General features: G+C 64.6%; 20 protein-coding genes and 1 tRNA gene. 9 read left to right on the top strand and 12 right to left on the bottom strand.

Going from position 1 to position 18421, the window contains the following annotated elements:
* Window positions 1-45: 45 nt before the first annotated feature.
* Entirely contained in the window at window positions 46-1728 is a 1683-nt protein-coding gene (locus BRAGE_RS0146100) for a methyl-accepting chemotaxis protein (protein WP_027563792.1), read from the bottom strand.
* Window positions 1729-1934: 206 nt separating this feature from the next.
* Here BRAGE_RS0146100 and BRAGE_RS51435 point away from each other — a divergent pair, with 206 nt between their 5' ends.
* Together BRAGE_RS51435 and BRAGE_RS0146090 are read left to right on the top strand one after the other, a co-directional pair.
* The gene (locus tag BRAGE_RS51435) at window positions 1935-2462 is read left to right on the top strand and encodes a hypothetical protein (protein ID WP_231164129.1); all 528 of its coding nucleotides are present in this window, start codon (window positions 1935-1937) and stop codon (window positions 2460-2462) included.
* A 10-nt stretch (window positions 2463-2472) separates the two neighbouring features.
* The gene (locus BRAGE_RS0146090; protein ID WP_027563791.1) at window positions 2473-2943 is read left to right on the top strand and encodes a hypothetical protein; all 471 of its coding nucleotides are present in this window, start codon (window positions 2473-2475) and stop codon (window positions 2941-2943) included.
* Between the two features lie 238 nt (window positions 2944-3181).
* Here the strand turns inward: BRAGE_RS0146090 and BRAGE_RS0146085 are convergent, their stop codons facing one another.
* Complete coding sequence (locus BRAGE_RS0146085; protein ID WP_027563790.1) at window positions 3182-3781, bottom strand: TetR/AcrR family transcriptional regulator; 600 nt, start codon at window positions 3779-3781, stop codon at window positions 3182-3184.
* A 169-nt stretch (window positions 3782-3950) separates the two neighbouring features.
* On the opposite strand from BRAGE_RS0146085, the gene BRAGE_RS0146080 reads away from it, so the two are divergent.
* Complete coding sequence (locus tag BRAGE_RS0146080) at window positions 3951-4328, top strand: tautomerase family protein (protein ID WP_027563789.1); 378 nt, start codon at window positions 3951-3953, stop codon at window positions 4326-4328.
* Window positions 4329-4341: 13 nt separating this feature from the next.
* On the opposite strand, the gene BRAGE_RS0146075 is transcribed toward BRAGE_RS0146080, so the two are convergent.
* The 4 genes from BRAGE_RS0146075 to BRAGE_RS0146055 form a co-directional block, all read right to left on the bottom strand.
* Entirely contained in the window at window positions 4342-5268 is a 927-nt protein-coding gene (locus BRAGE_RS0146075; protein ID WP_027563788.1) for a CobW family GTP-binding protein, read from the bottom strand.
* Between the two features lie 3 nt (window positions 5269-5271).
* On the bottom strand, window positions 5272-6762 hold the full coding sequence (locus BRAGE_RS0146070) for an amidohydrolase family protein (RefSeq protein WP_027563787.1): 1491 nt from the start codon (window positions 6760-6762) through the stop codon (window positions 5272-5274).
* Between the two features lie 238 nt (window positions 6763-7000).
* Window positions 7001-7285 carry a hypothetical protein gene (locus BRAGE_RS0146065; RefSeq protein ID WP_027563786.1) on the bottom strand — a complete coding sequence of 95 codons (285 nt, stop codon included), beginning with the start codon at window positions 7283-7285 and terminating at the stop codon, window positions 7001-7003.
* Between the two features lie 1011 nt (window positions 7286-8296).
* Window positions 8297-8512, bottom strand: a complete 216-nt coding sequence (locus BRAGE_RS0146055; protein WP_416207767.1) for a hypothetical protein — start codon at window positions 8510-8512, stop codon at window positions 8297-8299.
* 237 nt (window positions 8513-8749) lie between these two features.
* On the opposite strand from BRAGE_RS0146055, the gene BRAGE_RS0146050 reads away from it, so the two are divergent.
* The 3 genes from BRAGE_RS0146050 (at window position 8750) to BRAGE_RS0146040 (ending at window position 11044) form a co-directional block, all read left to right on the top strand.
* The gene (locus BRAGE_RS0146050; RefSeq protein WP_027563784.1) at window positions 8750-9775 is read left to right on the top strand and encodes an alpha/beta hydrolase; all 1026 of its coding nucleotides are present in this window, start codon (window positions 8750-8752) and stop codon (window positions 9773-9775) included.
* Window positions 9776-9971: 196 nt separating this feature from the next.
* On the top strand, window positions 9972-10442 hold the full coding sequence (locus tag BRAGE_RS0146045; RefSeq protein ID WP_027563783.1) for an aminoacyl-tRNA deacylase: 471 nt from the start codon (window positions 9972-9974) through the stop codon (window positions 10440-10442).
* A 182-nt stretch (window positions 10443-10624) separates the two neighbouring features.
* Window positions 10625-11044 (top strand): CBS domain-containing protein, encoded by a 420-nt coding sequence (locus BRAGE_RS0146040; protein ID WP_027563782.1) that lies wholly within the window; start codon window positions 10625-10627, stop codon window positions 11042-11044.
* 281 nt (window positions 11045-11325) lie between these two features.
* Here BRAGE_RS0146040 and BRAGE_RS0146035 read toward each other — a convergent pair.
* Window positions 11326-11400: transfer RNA gene (locus BRAGE_RS0146035), tRNA-Glu, on the bottom strand.
* 57 nt (window positions 11401-11457) lie between these two features.
* Entirely contained in the window at window positions 11458-11802 is a 345-nt protein-coding gene (locus tag BRAGE_RS0146030; RefSeq protein ID WP_027563781.1) for a hypothetical protein, read from the bottom strand.
* Here BRAGE_RS0146030 and BRAGE_RS0146025 point away from each other — a divergent pair.
* Window positions 11801-12808: an RluA family pseudouridine synthase gene (locus BRAGE_RS0146025; RefSeq protein ID WP_027563780.1), complete on the top strand. Its 1008-nt coding sequence runs from the start codon at window positions 11801-11803 to the stop codon at window positions 12806-12808. The genes BRAGE_RS0146030 and BRAGE_RS0146025 overlap by 2 nt on opposite strands.
* 217 nt (window positions 12809-13025) lie before the next feature.
* A complete protein-coding gene (gene rpoH, locus BRAGE_RS0146020) occupies window positions 13026-13925 on the top strand; it encodes an RNA polymerase sigma factor RpoH (protein ID WP_027563779.1) in 900 nt (299 codons plus the stop codon).
* A gap of 139 nt (window positions 13926-14064) precedes the next feature.
* Here rpoH and BRAGE_RS0146015 read toward each other — a convergent pair whose 3' ends face one another.
* Window positions 14065-14574, bottom strand: coding sequence for a hypothetical protein (locus BRAGE_RS0146015; protein ID WP_051378363.1), 510 nt, complete (start codon window positions 14572-14574; stop codon window positions 14065-14067).
* A 103-nt stretch (window positions 14575-14677) separates the two neighbouring features.
* Between BRAGE_RS0146015 and BRAGE_RS0146010 the strand changes: the two genes are divergently transcribed.
* A complete protein-coding gene (locus BRAGE_RS0146010; RefSeq protein ID WP_027563777.1) occupies window positions 14678-15019 on the top strand; it encodes a hypothetical protein in 342 nt (113 codons plus the stop codon).
* A 117-nt stretch (window positions 15020-15136) separates the two neighbouring features.
* Here BRAGE_RS0146010 and BRAGE_RS0146005 read toward each other — a convergent pair whose 3' ends face one another.
* The 3 genes from BRAGE_RS0146005 to BRAGE_RS0145995 form a co-directional block, all read right to left on the bottom strand.
* A complete protein-coding gene (locus tag BRAGE_RS0146005; protein ID WP_027563776.1) occupies window positions 15137-15763 on the bottom strand; it encodes a peptidoglycan recognition protein family protein in 627 nt (208 codons plus the stop codon).
* Window positions 15764-15797: 34 nt separating this feature from the next.
* A complete protein-coding gene (locus BRAGE_RS0146000; RefSeq protein ID WP_027563775.1) occupies window positions 15798-17000 on the bottom strand; it encodes a GGDEF domain-containing protein in 1203 nt (400 codons plus the stop codon).
* A gap of 750 nt (window positions 17001-17750) precedes the next feature.
* Window positions 17751-18362 carry a LysE family translocator gene (locus tag BRAGE_RS0145995; protein WP_027563774.1) on the bottom strand — a complete coding sequence of 204 codons (612 nt, stop codon included), beginning with the start codon at window positions 18360-18362 and terminating at the stop codon, window positions 17751-17753.
* Between the last annotated feature and the right edge of the window lie 59 nt (window positions 18363-18421).

Raw genomic sequence — 18421 nt, 5'->3', positions numbered from 1 at the left:
GACGCGGCGAATTATCCGCACCACGGCAGAGCTATTGGCGCTGTATCAAGCCGCGCGTACGCCCGCCACGAAGGTGCTGACCTCGTTCTCCAGCGATTGCAGCTTCTGGGTCAGCCGGCCGCTCGATTGCAGCACGAGGCCCGCGGCCTGGCCGGTCTCTGCCGTCGCATCGGTGACGCCGGAGATGTTTTGCGAGACCTGGTCGGTGCCGGAGGCCGCCTCCTGCACGCTGTGGGCGATCGCTTGCGTCGCGGCGCCCTGCTCCTCCACGGCGGCCGCGATCGAGGAGGAGATCTCGTTGACCTCCATGATGGTCTTGCGAATGCTGTCGATGTTGCCGACGACCTGGTTGGTCTCGGCCTGGATCGCGGTGATCTGCGCGCCGATCTCGTCGGTCGCCTTCGCGGTCTGGCTCGCCAGCGACTTCACTTCGCTCGCGACCACGGCAAATCCCTTGCCAGCCTCGCCTGCGCGCGCGGCCTCGATGGTGGCGTTGAGCGCGAGCAGATTGGTCTGCGAGGCGATCTGGTTGATGAGGTCGATGACCTCGCCGATCTTGTGCGCGGCGGCGGCGAGCCCCTGCACGGTGTCGTTGGTGCGCTGGCCGTCGGCGGCGGCCTTGTCGGCGACGCTCGCCGCCTGGGCGACGCGCTGGCTGATCTCGGTGATCGAGGACGACAGCTGGCCGGCGGCGGAGGCCACCGTCTGCACGTTGCTGGAGGCCTGCTGGCAGGCGGTGGCGACGAAGCTCGCGCGATCGGTGGCTTTGTTCGCGGTTTCCGACATGCCTTGCGCGGCCTGCTGCATCGCGCGCGCCTCGTTGAAGACATCGCGGACCACGGCCTGCACGCTCGCCTCGAACTTGCCGGCGAGATCGGCCATGGTCTTGCGCTTCTCGTCGTCGGCCCGTTGCTTCGCTTCCTGCTGCTCGGTATGCATCCGGCCCACCGCCGACGCATTGTCCTTGAACACGGCAAGCGCCTTGGCGAGCCCGCCGACCTCGTCGCGGCGCTCGGTGTAGGGCACATCGAACGCGCTGTCGCCGGCCGCGAGACGCTCGGTCAGCGCGGTGATCTTTGCCAGCGGCTTGGTGACGCTGCGGCCGATCACGAAGGAGGCGCCCAGCACGAGCACGAGCACCGCAAGGCACACCAGCGCGAAGGTCATCGCGTCCTGGCGGAACACGGCGTCGACGTCGTCGAGATAGATGCCGGTGCCAATGATCCAGCCCCAGGGCGCAAAGCCCTTCACATAGGAGATTTTCCCGACCGGCTGGTCGAAGCCGGGCTTGGGCCAGAGATAGCCATAGAAGCCGGCGCCCTGTTTCTTGACAACATCAACGAAGCCGACGAACAGCGCGTTGCCGGCGGGGTCCTTCATTGCGGAGAGATCCTTGCCGTCGAGCTCGGGCTTGATCGGGTGCATGACCATCCTGGGGGTCATGTCGTTGATCCAGAAATACTCGACCTTGTCGTAGCGCAGGCTCTTGATCTCGGCCATTGCGCCGGCCTGAGCCTGCTCGCGCGAGAGCTTTCCGTCGCTCTCGAGCTTCTGGTAATGCGCGAGGATCCCGTAGCCGACATCCACCATGTGCTGCGTCTTGGCCTGGCGGTCGGCGATCATCTGGCTGCGCAGGGTCGACAGCGCGATCGGCGCCAGCGCGATCATGCCGAGGAGGCTGATGCCGACAATCAGGACCAGCTTGAAACTGATGCGGGAGAAAATCATCGGTGCTCGCGTGAATGAAAGGGCTGATATGCCATTTTATCCTGCCTCCCTTAGCAAAGCTTTAAGCATTCCGGTTCCCGCCGGCGGCATCCGAGATGCAAGCTCTTCCAATCTAGAACATTTCGATATCGCCCCTCCGCGCGTTGACTTGCAGACCGCCCTGGCCGAACCATCGGCACAGATCGTCAGCGCATATTATGGCATGCGTGCATGCCAAGGGCCGGAGGCTCAATGCATCAATCGACATATCGCAGGCCGCTCGACCTGCCCGCGCTGTGCGCGGCAGAGCGGCTCTTCATCTGGGGCTTTCGGGCAAAGGCGCGCAGCGGCAGCGCCGTGCCGACCGCGGCCGACATCCAGCAAGTGGGTACGACCATTTCCGCGTCGGCGATGCCGTGCCCTCTCTGGAGGCCATCATCGAGATCTTTGCCTGCACCGCGCATACGGCGATCGAGGTGCACTGCCCGACTTGTCCACGCATGAGCGAAAGCGAGCACGGAATTTTGCACGCCATCGCCGCCGCGCAGCAGGAACGCATCGACGTCGCGCGCGAGCAGTTCGAATCCTGGCTGCCGCCGGTGGGTGCGGATTGGGCGCTCGCGCCCGTGCGGGGGCTTGCGACGATCTTCCGCATGGCTGGCCTGATCCTGCCCAACCGACATGTTCAGTCCTTCGACCACGACCGGACGATGGCGATGAAGAGCTGGCTGGTTGGAAGCCACACGCTGCATTGACGGGATGTTCATGATGCAGGATGCGTGTCGTTCTTTACCGGCCCCGGATGCACAGTCGCCGCGCTGTCCGCTTCAGGCTGTGCTTTCGACGCCGCGAAGCGTCGAAAGCTACGATCAGTTTTCCCGCGTCGCCCTGTCGCTATTCCGGTTCATCGGCGCGGCCTATGCGACCGGCGCGTCCGATTGCTGGGAAGCGGCGTATCGCTATGCCGACGAGGCGCCTGACATCGCCGACAGTCCGCTGCTGGTGGCGCGCGCTGCCGCGCTGGTCAGGATCCTGCGCAACGGCCGGCCCTGCGAATTGTGCTTCATGCCGCCGTCCTGCCGGCGTCTGTCGAAAGACGAGGCGGAGTTGATGCGGCTGCTCGCGGTTGCGCGACGCAAGCAGCCTGGCGAGCTCGGGGCCATCATGTGCCAGTTCGTGCCATCAGGGACAGAGGCTGCCGCGACGCGTGCCGTCAATGCGCTTGCCTTGTGCTGATGCTTTGACGGGTTCTATTCGCCAGGCGAGCCGTCTTGCGCTATCAACATTGTCATGGAGACGCAGAGTTCGATGCCCTCCATGAAACCTCCAGACGGCCCCAGGGGATCACCACCGCTGGGGTCGTCGCTCTCGTGCCTGCGGCTAAAGCGCGATGAGATGAATCGTCATCGCGCTTTGGTCGTTGTTTGAGCATGATCTTTTCGGAAAACCGCTGCGCACTTTTCCGGATCATGCTCTAGCCGCCCTTCTTGCCGAGCACGAGATCGATCGTGTGGGCCGCAATCTTGCGCAGCTGCGGCTCGTCATCGAAGGCGCGTTCGAGCACGGCAAGGCCCCGCGTCACCGTGACGATGTGCAGCGCTGCGGCCGTGGGGTTGCCGCTGAACTCGCCGCGCTCCGCACCCGCCGCCAAAATGTCCTGAACCAGAGCGGTGATACGCGACACGAGGCTCGCAAAAGCCTGGCGCGCCTCTTCATCCAGTCCTTCGCCCTCAACCGCGCCGAGCTCCATCAAGCCGCGCGTGGTCGGACATCCGCGCGGCGGCGAGCCCGAACGGAAGTTGGTGATGGTCAGGTCGAAGAACGCGGTGAGGCGCTTTCTTAGAGTACCGGTGCCGAGCGCCTTTTGCAGGGCGAGGAGGTAATCGCCCGCGTAACGTTCATAGACTTGCAGGAACAGCGCCTCCTTGCTGCCGAAAGCGTTGTAGAGGCTGCCGCGCTGAACGCCGGCATCGCGCGCGATGTCCGACAGCGAGGTGCCGCGCACGCCCTTGCGCCAGAACTGGTCGAACGCGATGCGCAGGACGTCGTCGTGGTCGAACTCGCGCGGCCTCAAATCCTGCTCCTCTTGCCCGCAATAATATTTGACAGGGTGTCAACAACATGGTTTCTCGACATCGTGTCAAAAACCAATTGCGATTGATAGCCCGTTTCGTCAACGGGCCGGACGGCCGGCGCTTGCATGCGTCCCGGCCGATCGGCCCCGCATGCAAAAGGACCAGCTGATGCCTCTCCTCCACATCTCGATGCGCGCCGGAAAGCCGGACGCCTACCGGCAGGCGATCCTCGACGGCCTCTATCGCGCCATGCGCGAGGCGCTGAACGTGCCCGAGGGCGACGAGTTCATGACCATCAGCGAGCTCTCGCCCGCAAACTTCCGCTGCGGCAACGCCTACGGCGTCAAGCGCGGCGACGATGCCGTGCTGATCCAGATTACCGTATTCGCCTCGCGCACGGCGGAGCAAAAGAAGGCGCTGTACCGGCGCATCGCGGAGCTGCTCGGCGAAAACCCCGGCATCCGCCCCGAGGACGTGTTCGTCAACGTGCTGGATGCCCCCGCGGAGAATTGGTCGGTCGGGAACGGCATCGCGCAATTTGCGTGAGGCTGCGACAGCTTCAGCTCGCAACGCACGTCTCCATGATCCCGTCGAGCTCAGCCTTCGAGAGCACGCCGAGCTCGGCGATGAAGACGATCCGCGCGCGCGGCACGGCTTCCGCCGGAGCTTCGCCCGGCGCGAGCGTGGCGCGGCCGCCGGCGAACTGAAACACCATCATGCGGCCGGGCTGCTCGATCGTCTCGAACAGGCCCTTTGCGCGCGCAAGCTTTGGCGCGAGCCGGCCGATCGCCTGCTGCAAGCGCGGCAGCGAGAGCGGCTGCTCGGAGGTCCAGCTCAGCGTCTCGAAGCGCTCTTCTGCCGGGCGTTTCGGCCCAGGATCGCGCGGCGCGGACGCGCGATCCTGGGTCGCGGGGAATAGCAGCGCGGACGGGATCTCGCCGTGCCTGGCATCGACCACCACGGCGGGGACGCGCTGCGCGCGGATGGCCTCACGCATGCGCGCGCCCGCGCCTTCGTCCGCCAGATCGAGCTTGCTCAGCGCCACGATATCGGCGACCCGCAACTGCGAGCGCTGAAGGGCATCATCCAGCGCGGCCGGCGGCGTCGCGGCGTCCATCACACAAAGCACGGTTTCCAGCGGCGCCTCGCGCAGGATCACGGGGTCCATCAGATTGCGGACGATGTCGGCGGGGTCGGCGACGCCGCTGGTCTCGATCACGATGTAGTCCGGCTTTGGATCGCGCCGCAGCAGCGTCGAGAGCGTACGGAGCAGATCGCCTTCGAGCGAGCAGCAGATGCAGCCATTGGCAAGGCTCACCACGCCGTCGCTGGCGCCCGCGATCAGCTCCGCATCGATGTTGATCGCACCGAAATCGTTGACCACGGCGGCAATCCGCCGCCCCTCCGCATTCGCCAGCAGATGGTTGACGACAGTGGTCTTGCCCGCCCCCAGAAAGCCCGTCACCAGGAGAATGGGGACCGGCATGCGTCAGCCCTCGGCGATGGGGCGGCGCACGGGCTTTCCGGGCCGCGCCGCGACATCGAGCACGCCGTCGCTGATCAGCACCTGGCCGCTGACGATCAGATGCCGCACGCCTTCCGACGGACGGTTCATTGCCGTGAAGGTCGCGCGGTCCGAGAGCTTCTCGTAATCGAACACCACGATGTCGGCATCGGCGTCCGTCGCAAGCCTGCCCTTGGCGCGCATTGCGGGCGTGCTTTGCGACAGGATCTCCGCCGGGATCAGCGCGCATTTGCGCACACCTTCGAGCAGCGACACGGTCTTGCGCTCGCGCACCCATTCGCGGATGAATTTCGTGAAGCAGCCGGCCGAGCGCGGATGCGAGGTGGCATCGTCGGGCAGCGGCCAGGCATCGCCGGTATAGGTCTTGCCATCCGACGTCGTCCACGGCATCGCATCCGACGCGATCGCGCCACCGGGATACAGCACCGACATGTCGAGCAGGTCGCGGTGATGCGCATTGTTCTCGGTGTCGAGGATGTGCCAGAGCACCAGCGAGGACGGCTCCTCGGCCTGCGCCCTCAGGAGCTCTTCGCGATCATGGAAGCGATAGCCATCGGTCACGCGCTGCACCGAGTCATAGCCGGTGCCGTTGCGCTCGACGAATTGCGGATCGCTGAAGAACGCTGCGGCTAGCACGGTCGAGCCGGTGCCGTAAGGATAGGCCTCGACCGTGATCGGCAGGCCCTGCGCCTGCGCCTTCTCGACCAGCACGCGGCAGCGCTCGATGTCGGTCTTGCTGGACGAGTTGAAATGGCAGATGTGCATGTGCGCGCCGGTGGCGCCGGCATAGCCGATCAGGCGGATATAGGCCTCCGCCGCGCTTTCGGGGTCGATGCGCGACATGTAGGCGACGTGGGTGAAGGTCGGCACGTCCTGCTTGGCGGCGAGCTGGCAGACCGCGGTCAGCTCCTGCACGCCGGCGCCCGGCGCATAGGCGTTCAAAATGCCGATGCCGATGCCGCCTTCGTTGAGGCCGCGCGAAAGGCGCTCGATGATGCCGGCGACCTCGGCATCGGTTGCAACATTGTCCATCCAGCGGCGGTCGCGCATCGCGTTGCCGAACGCCTCCAGCGAGCTCTCGGCATTGGAGCCCGTCATCGCGCCGATGCGGGCAAAGGCCCAGTTGGTGGCGGCGCCATAGTTCAGCACACGGCCCTTCCGCGCCTGGCGCTCGTACCAGGACCCGACCGGCAGCACGCCGGCCTCCAGATCAAGCGTCGTCGTCACGCCGTCGAACGCCTGCATACGATCTGCCGGGATCGACTGGCCATGGGCGTGCAGATCGATGAAGCCGGGCGCGACCACGAGGCCGGTCGCGTCGATCACCCGCTCGGCACCGCCGAAGTCAGTACCGACCGCGGCTATCTTGCCGTCCACCACCGCTACATCGCCAATGGCATCCATCCCGCTCGCGGGATCCACCACCCGGCCGCCAGAGATCACCAAACCACTCATTCAAAACTCCTCTGCGCTGAAATCGCATCAAGGCAGATTCCGGGAACAACGACCACCCTCGCTGATGCCGATGCATCATGCTCGGATGGGAGATCATTTGGCAGGCAGGTGGGGTCTCGACATCGCCCTCGTCCTGAGGGCGGCGGGCGAAGCTGATCCCGTCGCGAACCGGTGATACCCCCTACAAGTACGAAGCCTACCGGCTGTGGGTCCGCAAGCAGCAGACCAAAGGGTCCGTTCAGCGCCCCTCGACCACGACGCTGCTTATCGGCCCGGTGCATCCTTCACCTGAAAAGTCGCCGTCGTTTGGCTGACCGTACCGGATGGTCAGTTCGCCGTGCGGACAATTGAAATCCCAAATATCTTGAAACCAGTCGCCGTCATACCAGTATCCGCGCCCTTTGAATTCGACACGATCTCCGCGAGCAATGCGATCCCACTGGTCCTTGCTAACTTCTAGCTCGACCATCACCTCGCCATTGCCCCAAGTCGCAGCAAACACTTTGTAGGATGCCTGGGACATATGATGTGATGCCCTGGTTAGGTCGAGATGCCCGGATTGATCGATTGTCGCCTTTGTGCCTCGGCCTCAACCCAGACCGCGCTGAGTTGGGGCCGTCTTTTGAGACGAGGCGGTGCGTCATGTTCGAAACGCCCGTTCTAAGTTCCGACGCAGCGATGCAAACGCGGGTGCCAAGTCGATCCAGATCAAATGTTGGCGTCGCGACGCAGAGATGAAGACGCGGGTGCAGTGTCGCTCCTTCAGCGCAGGTCGGCGCAGTGACGCAGAGATTGAGCCGTGGATGCATAGTGTATCCGGCCGGGCATGTTGCAGTGACCGGCGCGGCGTGGGCGCCGAACGTGACCAACGATGTCAGCGCGACAGCAGCCAGAGAAACGCATTGGGATGATCCCGGCATTCGCTGGCTCCTTTTTGATTAAAGTTCGCCTGAAGGCCGCTAGGTCTCGCGCCTCCAAGGCTGCTCCATCGCCGGAAATAAAACTTTGGGGTGATATGGATCAACGTCTGCGCCGCCAGCCGTTCCGTGACCAGTCGTGGGCTTCAAGGTCGGCCGACCTGATTATTTGAAGTCCCGCCGTTGGGCGCGATCAGAACAAAAGTGATCGCGAAGCGTTTATGTCGCGCAACGCAAACCGGAGGTTGTCATGATCAAGAAGGCGTTTTTCGCTCTCAGTGTCGCAGCGGTGCTTGCTCTGGTGCCTAGTGCAGCGTCCGCCCAACGCGGCTTTCATGGAGGATGGCACGGCGGCGGTTGGCATGGCGGCGGTTGGGGAGGCGGTTGGCGCGGCGGCGGTTGGGGAGCACCAGCTGTGGGCATAGGTCTCGGCCTTGGGCTCGCCAGCGCGGCAGCTTGGGGACCCGGCTGGGGGTGGGGAGGACCTGCTTGGGGACCCGGCTGGGGAGCGCCGGGTTGGAGTTACGCAGCGTATGGCGGTTGCACGCGATGGCGTCGCGTCTGGACTGGCTGGGGTTGGAGGCTCAGGCCAGTGAACGTGTGTTGGTGAGAACTCGCTATTCGAGCAGGTCTTGGCCCGGAGACAGCAGCCGGACATAGGTTCCGCTCTCGTGCATTTCGAGCCAGCCCTGCTCGATGGCGTACTTGATGCCCGCGCCGAACTCCGGGCCGCTGGCCTTGAGCGTGAAGAGGAACGGCGCGTTGATTTTCTCGATGTGGATGCGGCCGTCTTGGACCGGCGGAATCCTTTGGTGGGCTGGGATGGCTGACACATACGACAAATCCGAATTTCGGTAAAATGGAATATTTTTGGCGTGGCGACTTGACGGCGGATCTGGCTGTTTTGCCCGACAGGCAACTTGGTCCGATGTCAGACTGATCTTGCGCTCGCGCGGAGGCCATCACCATGCAACCGACCGCGAAGCCGCTCCGCCGTCTTCTCGCCCCCATTGTCATTCAGGGAGACAGGCGGGGCGGCTTACGGTGGGCAAAGTTCCCTGGGGTTCCGTGTGATCGTCCGACGCCTTCTGCAACGCGACTCTCATATTTCTGTTTCGCGCCGCGCTCTGCTCGGCGGGCTTGTGTCTGCCGGCAGTGCGCTCGCCCTCGGCGGATGCGCCGGTCTCGGTGCGACCGGCGCGCGCTTCGACGCGTCGTCCCTCTCCGTTGACCCAACTCTGCTTGTCACCACCACGCGCAAGCCCGTCAACGGCGGCCGCACCAAACCCTGGTTTGGGCCGGAGCGTGCGACGAGCATGACGGTCGCGCGGGCGAAGCTTGTGGCCCCGGACGAGAGCCGTCTGTCGCTTGCCTCGGTCGGACTTGGCGATTGGCGCCTTGATCGGATCGAACCAGTGTCGGCCGCCGCGGGCGATCTCGCTGCGCAGACCGGCGGAGGGGACGTGCTGATCTATGTGCACGGCTTCAAGCAGACATTCGAGACGGCGGTGCTGGATGCCGCCCATCTCTCCGATGGGATCAAGTTCCGCGGACGGACCATGGCATTCTCCTGGCCCTCCAAGGCAGGACTGTTCGACTATGCCTATGATCGCGACAGCGCGATGTGGTCTCGCGACGATTTCGAGCGCGTGCTCTCTGCGCTCGTGTCGGCTCCAGGCAGCGGCCGCGTGCATATCGTTGCGCACAGCATGGGAACCATGCTGACTCTCGAGAGCCTGCGTCAGCTCTATGCGCGGTACGGCGACACTGTGACGGGCAAGATCGGCGCGGTCGTGTTTGCCGCGCCCGATATCGACATGGACGTGTTCTCATCGGCGATCCACCGCATCGGTCCGCTCGCCGGCAAGATCACCGTGATCGCCGCGACGAACGATCGCGCACTCGCGCTGTCGGGACAGATCGCAGGTGGAATGACCAGGGTCGGCGCCGCCGAGAAGGATGTGATTCAGCGGCTCGGCGTGCGCGTGGTCGATGCGTCCCAGGAAGGCTGGGGCATCATCAACCACGATCTGTTTCTGTCGAATGCGGAAGTGCAGCGGGTGATCCGCCGCTCGATCGACGGAACGACCGCATAGGAGAGCGCCCGCGCCGAGCCATGCGCAAAGCTTGCTCCCGCGCACGCTCGCTGCGGCTCCAAGGGGAAATGAATTGCAGCTTGCGGATGGAAGACCTATGTTGGGTCTCTAGTCAGGCAGCCGCTCATCGTATGGCGAGAATCTGCAGGGTCGACCTCACGGTGGATGGTTTCCATTCAGCATCGGAGGTGATGCCATGGCCATTGCTCCCACGCTCCAGAAATACCTAGCCGCTGAGAACATCCAGTACGAGGTGATTCCGCACGAACTCAGCATGACGTCCGCTCGAACGGCCGAGGCATGCCATATCTCGGGCGACCGCCTCGCCAAGGGCATCGTGTTGCGGCGCGACGGCGGATTCATGCTGGCCATCTTGCCCGCATCGCATCATCTCCGCCTGTCGGACCTGAGGACAAGCCTCGGCGACAATGTCCATATGGCCGATGAAACCGAGATCAATCGGCTGTTCAGCGACTGTACTCGCGGTGCAGTTCCTGCCGTCGGCAAATGCTACGGACTGGATATCATCGTCGACGACAGCATCGGGGCGCAGCCGGACATCTATATGGAAGCCGGCGATCATGAGACGCTGCTTCATATGGGTCACGCGCAGTTTGCGCGCCTGACGGCCAACGCACCGCACGGGCGCTTCAGCGCGCATGACTGAGGATTTTGTACACCGCCCATTGCCCTTGCGATCTTGGGCGGGAACTCTGGCCGCGAGCTCGCCGTCATACTGTTCAACAGGGTGGCGGCGAGAGCGTCTGCGCCTGTCTGGTCGGAGTTCGGAAGATGGGGGTGCCGCTGCATTTCATTAACGCACTCGAAACCCACGAACGGAGGCTCGCCATGAAAGTCAAAGACGTGATGCACAAGGGTGTCGACTGGGTCAGCCCCGACACCCCAATCACCGAGCTTGCCAAACTGATGCGGGCGCATGACATCGGCTGCATTCCGATCGGCGAGGACGACAAGCTGGTCGGAATGGTGACCGATCGCGATATCGTCTGCAAAGGGCTCGCGAGCCACAGCTTCGATGCCGGCCGCGCGACGGCGCGTGACGTGATGACCGAGGGCATCCATTGCTGCCGCGAGGACGATGACCTCGCCAAGGCGATGCATCATATGGAGAAGCTGCAGGTCCGCAGACTGCCGGTGATCAACAAGAGCAAGCGGATGGTCGGCATCATCAGCCTGGGCGACGTCGGCCATTCCACCTCGGGTGACATGCTCACCGAGACCGTCAGGAGCGTTTCGGCCCATCACTGAACTTGCGGCCAGGACTTACGGCCAAGGCTCCTCTCGCGATCGCCGTTCGAACGGGCGTTGAGGGGAGCCCGAGCCATGCGCTCATCATGCAACCATCGCGCGGCTCAGAAGCGACGGCGCGATGTGGCTTATTTTGCGCCGGAGTGAATGCAAAGCGGGTTCGCTCGATCACTCCAGCTGCGGCGACGCTTCGGCGCGCAACCTACGACCGAGCGCCGTCGCGCGGCCGGGAAGGAACGCCGTCGAATGGTATCGCAGAAAGTCGAGGAATATCGCAGGCTTGGCGCTCCCTAGGGGAATCGAACCCCTGTTTCAGCCTTGAGAGGGCCGCGTCCTAACCGCTAGACGAAGGGAGCGTGAGGGCTAGCCAATAGCCTCGAAATTTGTTCGCCGCAAGGACCCGAACCGCCCTTTTACGGCTCATTGGCAAATTTCAGCTTTCCGGCGGGCTTCAGGGTGTGGGCGTCGAAGGTGCGGATCTCGGTCACTCCGCCGATATCGAGCGTGACCACCAGCCGGTCGCCGGCGACGCCGGTTGCGACGATTTTGGCGCCCTTGGGCAGGGTGGCAATGACGTCGCCGGCGGTCTCAACCGCCCTTCCCTCCGACTTGAAAAGGCGGTAGCCCACCGCGATCAGGACGGCGCAGATCGCCAGCGCCGTGGTCAACCCCGCGATCAGCATCATCCGCCGCACCCGCGCGAACAGCGCGGCCTGCTCGGGGGTCGGTTCGGGAACAGCGGTATCAGACGTCGTCATGGAAAGCTCGGGGTCAGCGCAAAGGTTGGAGGTCGTGGTCGAAGGCTCCGAGGGCTCGCCCCGGCTCGACCGCGTGCTGGCGGCGCGTCTGCCGGAGCTGTCGCGATCGAGGCTCAAAACCCTGATCCTGGCGGGCGCGGTGAGCCTGAAGGCCGCCGCCATCCGGGACCCCGCTTATCACGTCACATCCGGCGATACGATCATAATCGACGTGCCGGAAGCGGCGCCCGCAGAGCCCAAGGGCGAGGAGATCGCCCTCGATATCGTGTTCGAGGACGACGACATCATCGTCATCAACAAGCCCAAGGGCCTCGTCGTGCACCCCGCAGCCGGCCATGAGACCGGCACGCTGGTGAACGCGCTGATCGCCCATTGCGGCGCTTCGCTGTCGGGCATCGGCGGGGTGCGCCGGCCCGGCATCGTCCATCGGCTCGACAAGGACACGACGGGGCTGATGGTGGTCGCCAAGAACGACATGGCGCATGCCTCGCTGTCGGCGCAGTTCGCTGATCACGGCCGCACCGGCGAGATGCGGCGCGGCTATATGGCCTTCGCCTGGGGGCTTCCCGGCCGGCATCGCGGCACGGTGGACGCGCCGATCGACCGCCATCCGCATGCGCGCGAGAAGATGGCGGTGCGCCAGGGCGGCCGCGAGGCCGTGACGCATTGGGAGATCATCGAGAGCTTTGCCGGGCGCGACGGCAAGGGCGTCGCCGCCCTGCTCGCCTGCGAGCTCGAGACCGGCCGCACCCACCAGATCCGCGTCCACCTCGCCCATATGGGCCATCCCCTGATGGGCGATGCCGTCTATGGCCCGCATTTCAAGACTAAGGCGAACCAGCTCGGCCCCGAGTCGCAGGCAGCTTTGGCTGCCCTTGGACGGCAGGCCCTGCATGCCTATCTGCTGGTATTGGAGCACCCCAGGACGGGAGAATTACTCCACTGGGAGGCGCCTCTGCCGGAGGATTTGCTTCTCCTTCAGAGCGTGCTGAAAGCGGCGCTATGACGCAGGCGGTTTCAGAAAAGCGTTACCTTACAAAAAGTTATAGCTGCCACACGGGGACGTGACGTCAGCAATCCTTCCCTTTTCGACCCCCCATGGGGTATATTGCCCCTGCGTTGAAATTCACCAACGCGGAACATCGCAGCCCGGCCGGCTTTGACACAGCGGTCGTCTGCCTGGCCCGCCGCTATCGGGGGCCTGAACCTTTGGAGGGCGCACTATGGCCCGTACCGCTGCTTTGCCGATTCTCAATGGAGAATCCGGCCTTTCTCGCTACCTCGCCGAGATCCGCAAGTTCCCGATGCTGGAGCCCCAGCAGGAATACATGCTCGCCAAGCGTTGGCGTGAGCATGACGATCGCGACGCGGCGCACCAACTCGTCACCAGCCACCTCCGGCTCGTCGCCAAGATCGCCATGGGCTATCGCGGCTACGGCCTGCCGATCTCCGAGGTCGTCTCGGAAGGCAATGTCGGCCTGATGCAGGCGGTGAAGCGTTTCGAACCCGAGAAGGGGTTCCGTCTCGCCACCTACGCGATGTGGTGGATCAAGGCGTCGATTCAAGAGTACATCCTGCGTTCCTGGTCGCTCGTGAAGATGGGCACCACCGCGAACCAGAAGAAGCTGTTCTTCAACCTGCGCAAGGCGAAGAGCAAGATCAACGCGCTGGACGAAGGCGATCTCCGCCCCGACCAGGTCGCGACCATTGCCAAGCGCCTCGGCGTGACGGACCAGGACGTGATCGACATGAACCGCCGCCTCGGTGGCGACGCCTCGCTCAACGCCCCGATCCGCGACGACGGCGAAGCCGGCGAATGGCAGGACTGGCTGGTCGACAATACGCCCAACCAGGAAGCCATGATGGCGGAGCACGAGGAGTATGATCACCGCCGTGACGCCCTGAACGGCGCCATGGGCGTGCTCAACCCGCGCGAACGCCGCATCTTCGAGGCCCGCCGCCTCGCCGATGAGCCGATGACGCTGGAAGATCTTGCCGCCGAGTTCGGCGTGTCGCGCGAGCGCGTCCGCCAGATCGAGGTCCGCGCCTTCGAGAAGGTGCAGTCCGCGGTCAAGGGCACGATCGCAAGGCAGGAACAGGCTGCGCTGGAAGCCGCGCTGTAAAGCGAGGTTTTAGCGCCTACGAATTGGCGGATCGAGAACACGAAAAAGCCGGCGGCAACGCCGGCTTTTTTGTTTGGGGCAACCATGAGTGTTTCCGCGCTCGTCCTTCCTTCTCCCCTTGTGGGAGAGCGCCCGCCGCTCAATAAAACGCGCGAAAATAATCCGCGAGCGATTCCGGCTCGACCTGATCTTCCAACTGCGCCGGCGTCTCGTCGAGCAGCGCGCTCGCCTGCGTCTTGTAGTCGGCGGAGACCACGTCCGGCTGATCAGCGCCGCGGCTGAGCATGCCGCGATAGGCCTCGTAAGCTGCCTGCGTGCCGATGAAGATGCAGACGCAATGAAGCGGCTCGGCGTAGAGATAGCGAATGTTCCCGCCGTTCCGGTGCGTCACGAAGCGGTGCGGCGGCAGCGCGCGCAGCGCCTTCTGGCCCGCTGCGTCGTTGGCGACCTGCACACGAAAACCGGCAGAGGCGAGATAAAAGCTGTTCTTGTCGAGGAACGGCTTGCTCGGCGTCTCCAGCGCCACCAACAGCGAGGCGCACAGTGACAGCACGATCGCCGGCATCACGCCGACCGCACGCAAGGCCCGGCGAGACGGCGTCGCCACGCGAAAATCGGCACGTACCGCACTGTCCAGCGAAACCGCCATCACACACCCCCTTGCAACGCCTAGCGCAGAACCGAGCTTGCCTTGAACCCGCGCGACCGGTCAACCGACCCAAAATGACCGACAGCATCCATGGACGGACACTGTGTCGATCATCCTGCAATCCACCGTCGGCGGCTTCTCTGCCCAGTTCATGCGCAAGCTGCCGCTGGTCGAGCAAGCCATGCGCGAGCACGGGCTCGAGCCGTCCGAGTTCGTGATCTCCAAGGATTATGCTTCGACTGCGACGGTGCCGTTCGTCGGCCCGTTCTTCTACGACTACAGCGTATTCTTCGGCGACGAGAAGTTCACCGTCACCGAGCCGAACGACATGGTCTTCCTGGACTACTTCTTCAAACGCGTGCTGGCGGCGGACGGCCCGCCCGAGGTGCCGCGGCGGCCGGGATTGATCCGGCGGCTGTTCGGCTGGATGGCGGAGGCGGTTTAGCTGCTCGTCATTCCGGGGCGCGCGCAGCGCGAGCCCGGAATCCATCGAACCGCAGCATCAGTGGATGAATAGATTCCGGGCTCGCGACTTCGTCGCGCCCCGGAATGACGGCGACGGCTACTCGCCCCACACCCGCGCCAGCGTCGCGAGCCAGCAGCCTTCGCAATAGCGCGCGTCCTTGTAGTCGATCCAGTTGTGGGCGTAGACGTGGTCGAGCGGGATGTCGTAGCGCGCGCGCAGGACCTTGACGAGGATCTTCCAGGCCGCGACCTGCGCTTCGGTCGGACCTGTGGTGACATCCGGATAGTTGCCGGCGAACTCGACGCCGATCGAATTGTCGCGGACCACCTGGCGATAGGTCGACCTGTTGTCGATGTACTTGTTGTCGTTGCGGTTGGCGCCGTCGCCATGGGTCGGCACCAGGTTTTCCGCCACCGCCCAATACACCGTGCCGTCGGTCTCGACCCACACCGTGACGCCGCGGCGGGTCGGATTCTTCGCCTGCTCCGCCGCGCCGCCGCGCGCCGAGCCTGATGGCCCCTCGGTCTGGTGCACGATGATGTTGCGCCAGGCATGGGCACTCTGGGCATCGCCCCACGGCGCCAGCCAGACGATCTTCAGGCCGGGAATGTCGGGCGTGCCGGAGGCGCGCGCGAGCTTTGCGAGCTCGGCGTCGGTTGCGGCAGCTGGTGCGGTCAGGAGGAGTGCGGCGAAAATCGCCACGAACAGCCGAGACATCATCATGCGGGTCCAGTAACGAACCCGATCGTAGCAGGCTTTACGCGAATGTGCGCTTGCTCTCGACGGGCTCGGGTGCGAGCGGCGGGGCCGGATCGTAAACCGCAAAATCGTTCTTGCCGTTCTTCTTGGCGGCATAGAGCGCGTGGTCGGCATACGCGATCAGCCTATCCGGGAATTGGCCGACGCTGCGGTCCCACTCGGCAACGCCGATCGAGATCGCGATCGGGATGTCGGCGCCGGTGCAGCTCGCGGCATCCTGCCGGCACACCTCGAGCACGCGGCGGGCGATCATCGCTCCTTCGCGCAAGGAGGAGGACGGCAGCACGACGCAGAACTCGTCGCCGCCGGTGCGGGCGAGCATGTCGCCGCGCCGCAGGCGCGTCTGCGCCATCAGGGTGAAGTGCCGCAGGCAGGCATCGCCGGCGGCATGGCCATGGGTATCGTTGATGGTCTTGAAGCCGTCGAGGTCGATCACCAGCAGCGAGAACGGCTCGCCGCTGCGCTCCGAGCGGGCGCATTCCTCGGACAGGCGCTGCAACAAATGCCGCCGGTTGGCGACGCCGGTGAGATCGTCGAGCAGCGCGAGGTCGGCGACCTCGCCCCGCAGGCGGTCCATCGCCATCAGGAGGAAGCCGAAATTGAGCGTCATCGACAGGAACAGCAGCACCAGCACCATGACGGCATGGGCCTGGCCGCCAGCCCTCGCCGAGAAATCGTAGCCGAGCAGATTGCCGCCGGCGCGGACGAGGAAGATCGCGATGATGGCGAAAATGACGATGGCGGACAGACGCGCGCCCGGACTGACGCGGCCCTCCGGCGGCGACAACAGCAGATGCAGGGCGAGCACAAGCGGCAGGGCCTGGCCCAGCGTGTAGCTGAGCATCCGCAGCTGCATGTGCTCGAAGCCGACCATGAAGACCACGACGCCGGTGAGGCTCAACGCGCCCACCCCACCCATGGCGCGCCAGGAGACCGGCCGGTCGTAGAAGCGCTGGATGCCCATCGCAGCGAGGCAGCTCGCTGCGATGACCCCGGCAGCGCCGAGCAGAAGCGGCAAGGGCGAGGCGACGAACAGGCGGGCCAGGGCCGTCGTGGCGCCGGCGGCGCCGACGAAGGCTGATGCCATCCAGAACCGTGCGGCGGCGAATTTCGGATAGGAGCGCGCCACATAGGCCCAGATCAGGCCGAGCGCCAGGAAGTTGACGACGAAGACGGTCCAGAGTGTCGGAACGTTCAGCATGGCGCGTGCGGCGCGTGCAGCGTCCCGCCCCCCGTCCGTGGCAGCCGTCCGTCCATGACCCATCCCCGTTTTCTTGCGGAGAAGAATGCGCGCCTGCACTTAACGGAGTCTCACCGCGATCCGTCAAAGCGCGCCTTTGGTTTTGGATTCATGAACGGCGCGCGCCCGTTGCCGGATCGTTAGCCATGCCGCCGGCGCCGCTTCGATGCGGATTCGCGGGCCAAAATCACCCCAAAATGCATCTGAGCTGTGGATAACGCGATGACACCGATGTGACAGCGCGGGGCAGAAAGCTGCGAATCTGCTGAGTTTGTCATCGAGGATGTTGCGAGGCTGGCCCTCCGCCGAGCATCCCTCGTGTCGCGTTTAACCATGAACCCTTTGAGAGGATACTATGGCTAAGAAAGCGAAGAAGGCGGCGAAGAAGAAGGCGAAGAAGGCCAAGAAGGCGAAGAAGAAGTAACGAGGCTTCTTTTTCTTTGCCCGGGTGGAGCCTCGCTCCGCCCGGGTATCGGGTCAGGCTGGTTTGAAGGTGGCGGGCAACAGGCCCGCTTTTTTATTTGGCGCGTTCCGCTGCTGTTTCTCCCTCTCCCCGTTCTTACGGGGAGAGGGTTGGGCTGAGGGGCTTCTCTCAACACGCGAGATCGTCGATGGACCTGTCCCCCTCACCCGCATCCCATCTGCGATCGGATGCGACCTCTCCCCGCAGGCGGGGAGAGGTGAAGAAGGCAGTGGGGAGAGGTGAAGAGCCTACCGCTCCGCAAATGCCAGCTTGGCACCGAGCGCGGCAAAGCCGGCCGCAAAGCTGCGGCGCAGCCAGGTCATCACGGCGGGGCGGGAGATCACGCGCTCGCGCACGGAGGCGGCGCAGAGGCCGTAGATGACGAACACGGCAAAGGTCATCGCCATGAAGGCGCCGCTCAATTCCAGCATCCGCGCCAGCACATGCGCCTCGTCCGCGGCGATGAACTGCGGCAGGAAGGCGAGGAAGAAGATCGACAGTTTTGGATTGAGGATGTTGATCAGAAAGCCGGTGACGATGACGCGGCCGGCTGACCGCTCCTTGATCCTGCCCTCGACCGCGAGCGCTCCCGTCTCACGCAGCGCCTGCCAGGACATGTAGAGCAGATAGAGCACGCCGCACCATTTCAGCGCGGCGAAAGCGAGCGCGCTGGTGTGCAGCACGGCGGCAAGCCCGAGCATCGCCGCCATCATGTGCGGCACGATCCCGAGCGTGCAGCCGAAGGCGGCCGCGACGCTGGCGCGCGAGCCACGCGTCAACGCCGCCGCCAATGTGTAGAGCACGCCGGTGCCGGGCGAGGCGACGACGATCAGCGAGGTGAGCAGGAAGGACCAGGTCATGGGCGGACCTTATCAGTCCGCCTCGCGGCACGAAAGCCGGACCCTCGCTCCCAGAACAT

This window comes from Bradyrhizobium genosp. SA-4 str. CB756, assembly GCF_000473125.1.
Classification (GTDB): domain Bacteria; phylum Pseudomonadota; class Alphaproteobacteria; order Rhizobiales; family Xanthobacteraceae; genus Bradyrhizobium; species Bradyrhizobium arachidis.
This window is presented reverse-complemented; position numbering and strand designations above follow the sequence as displayed.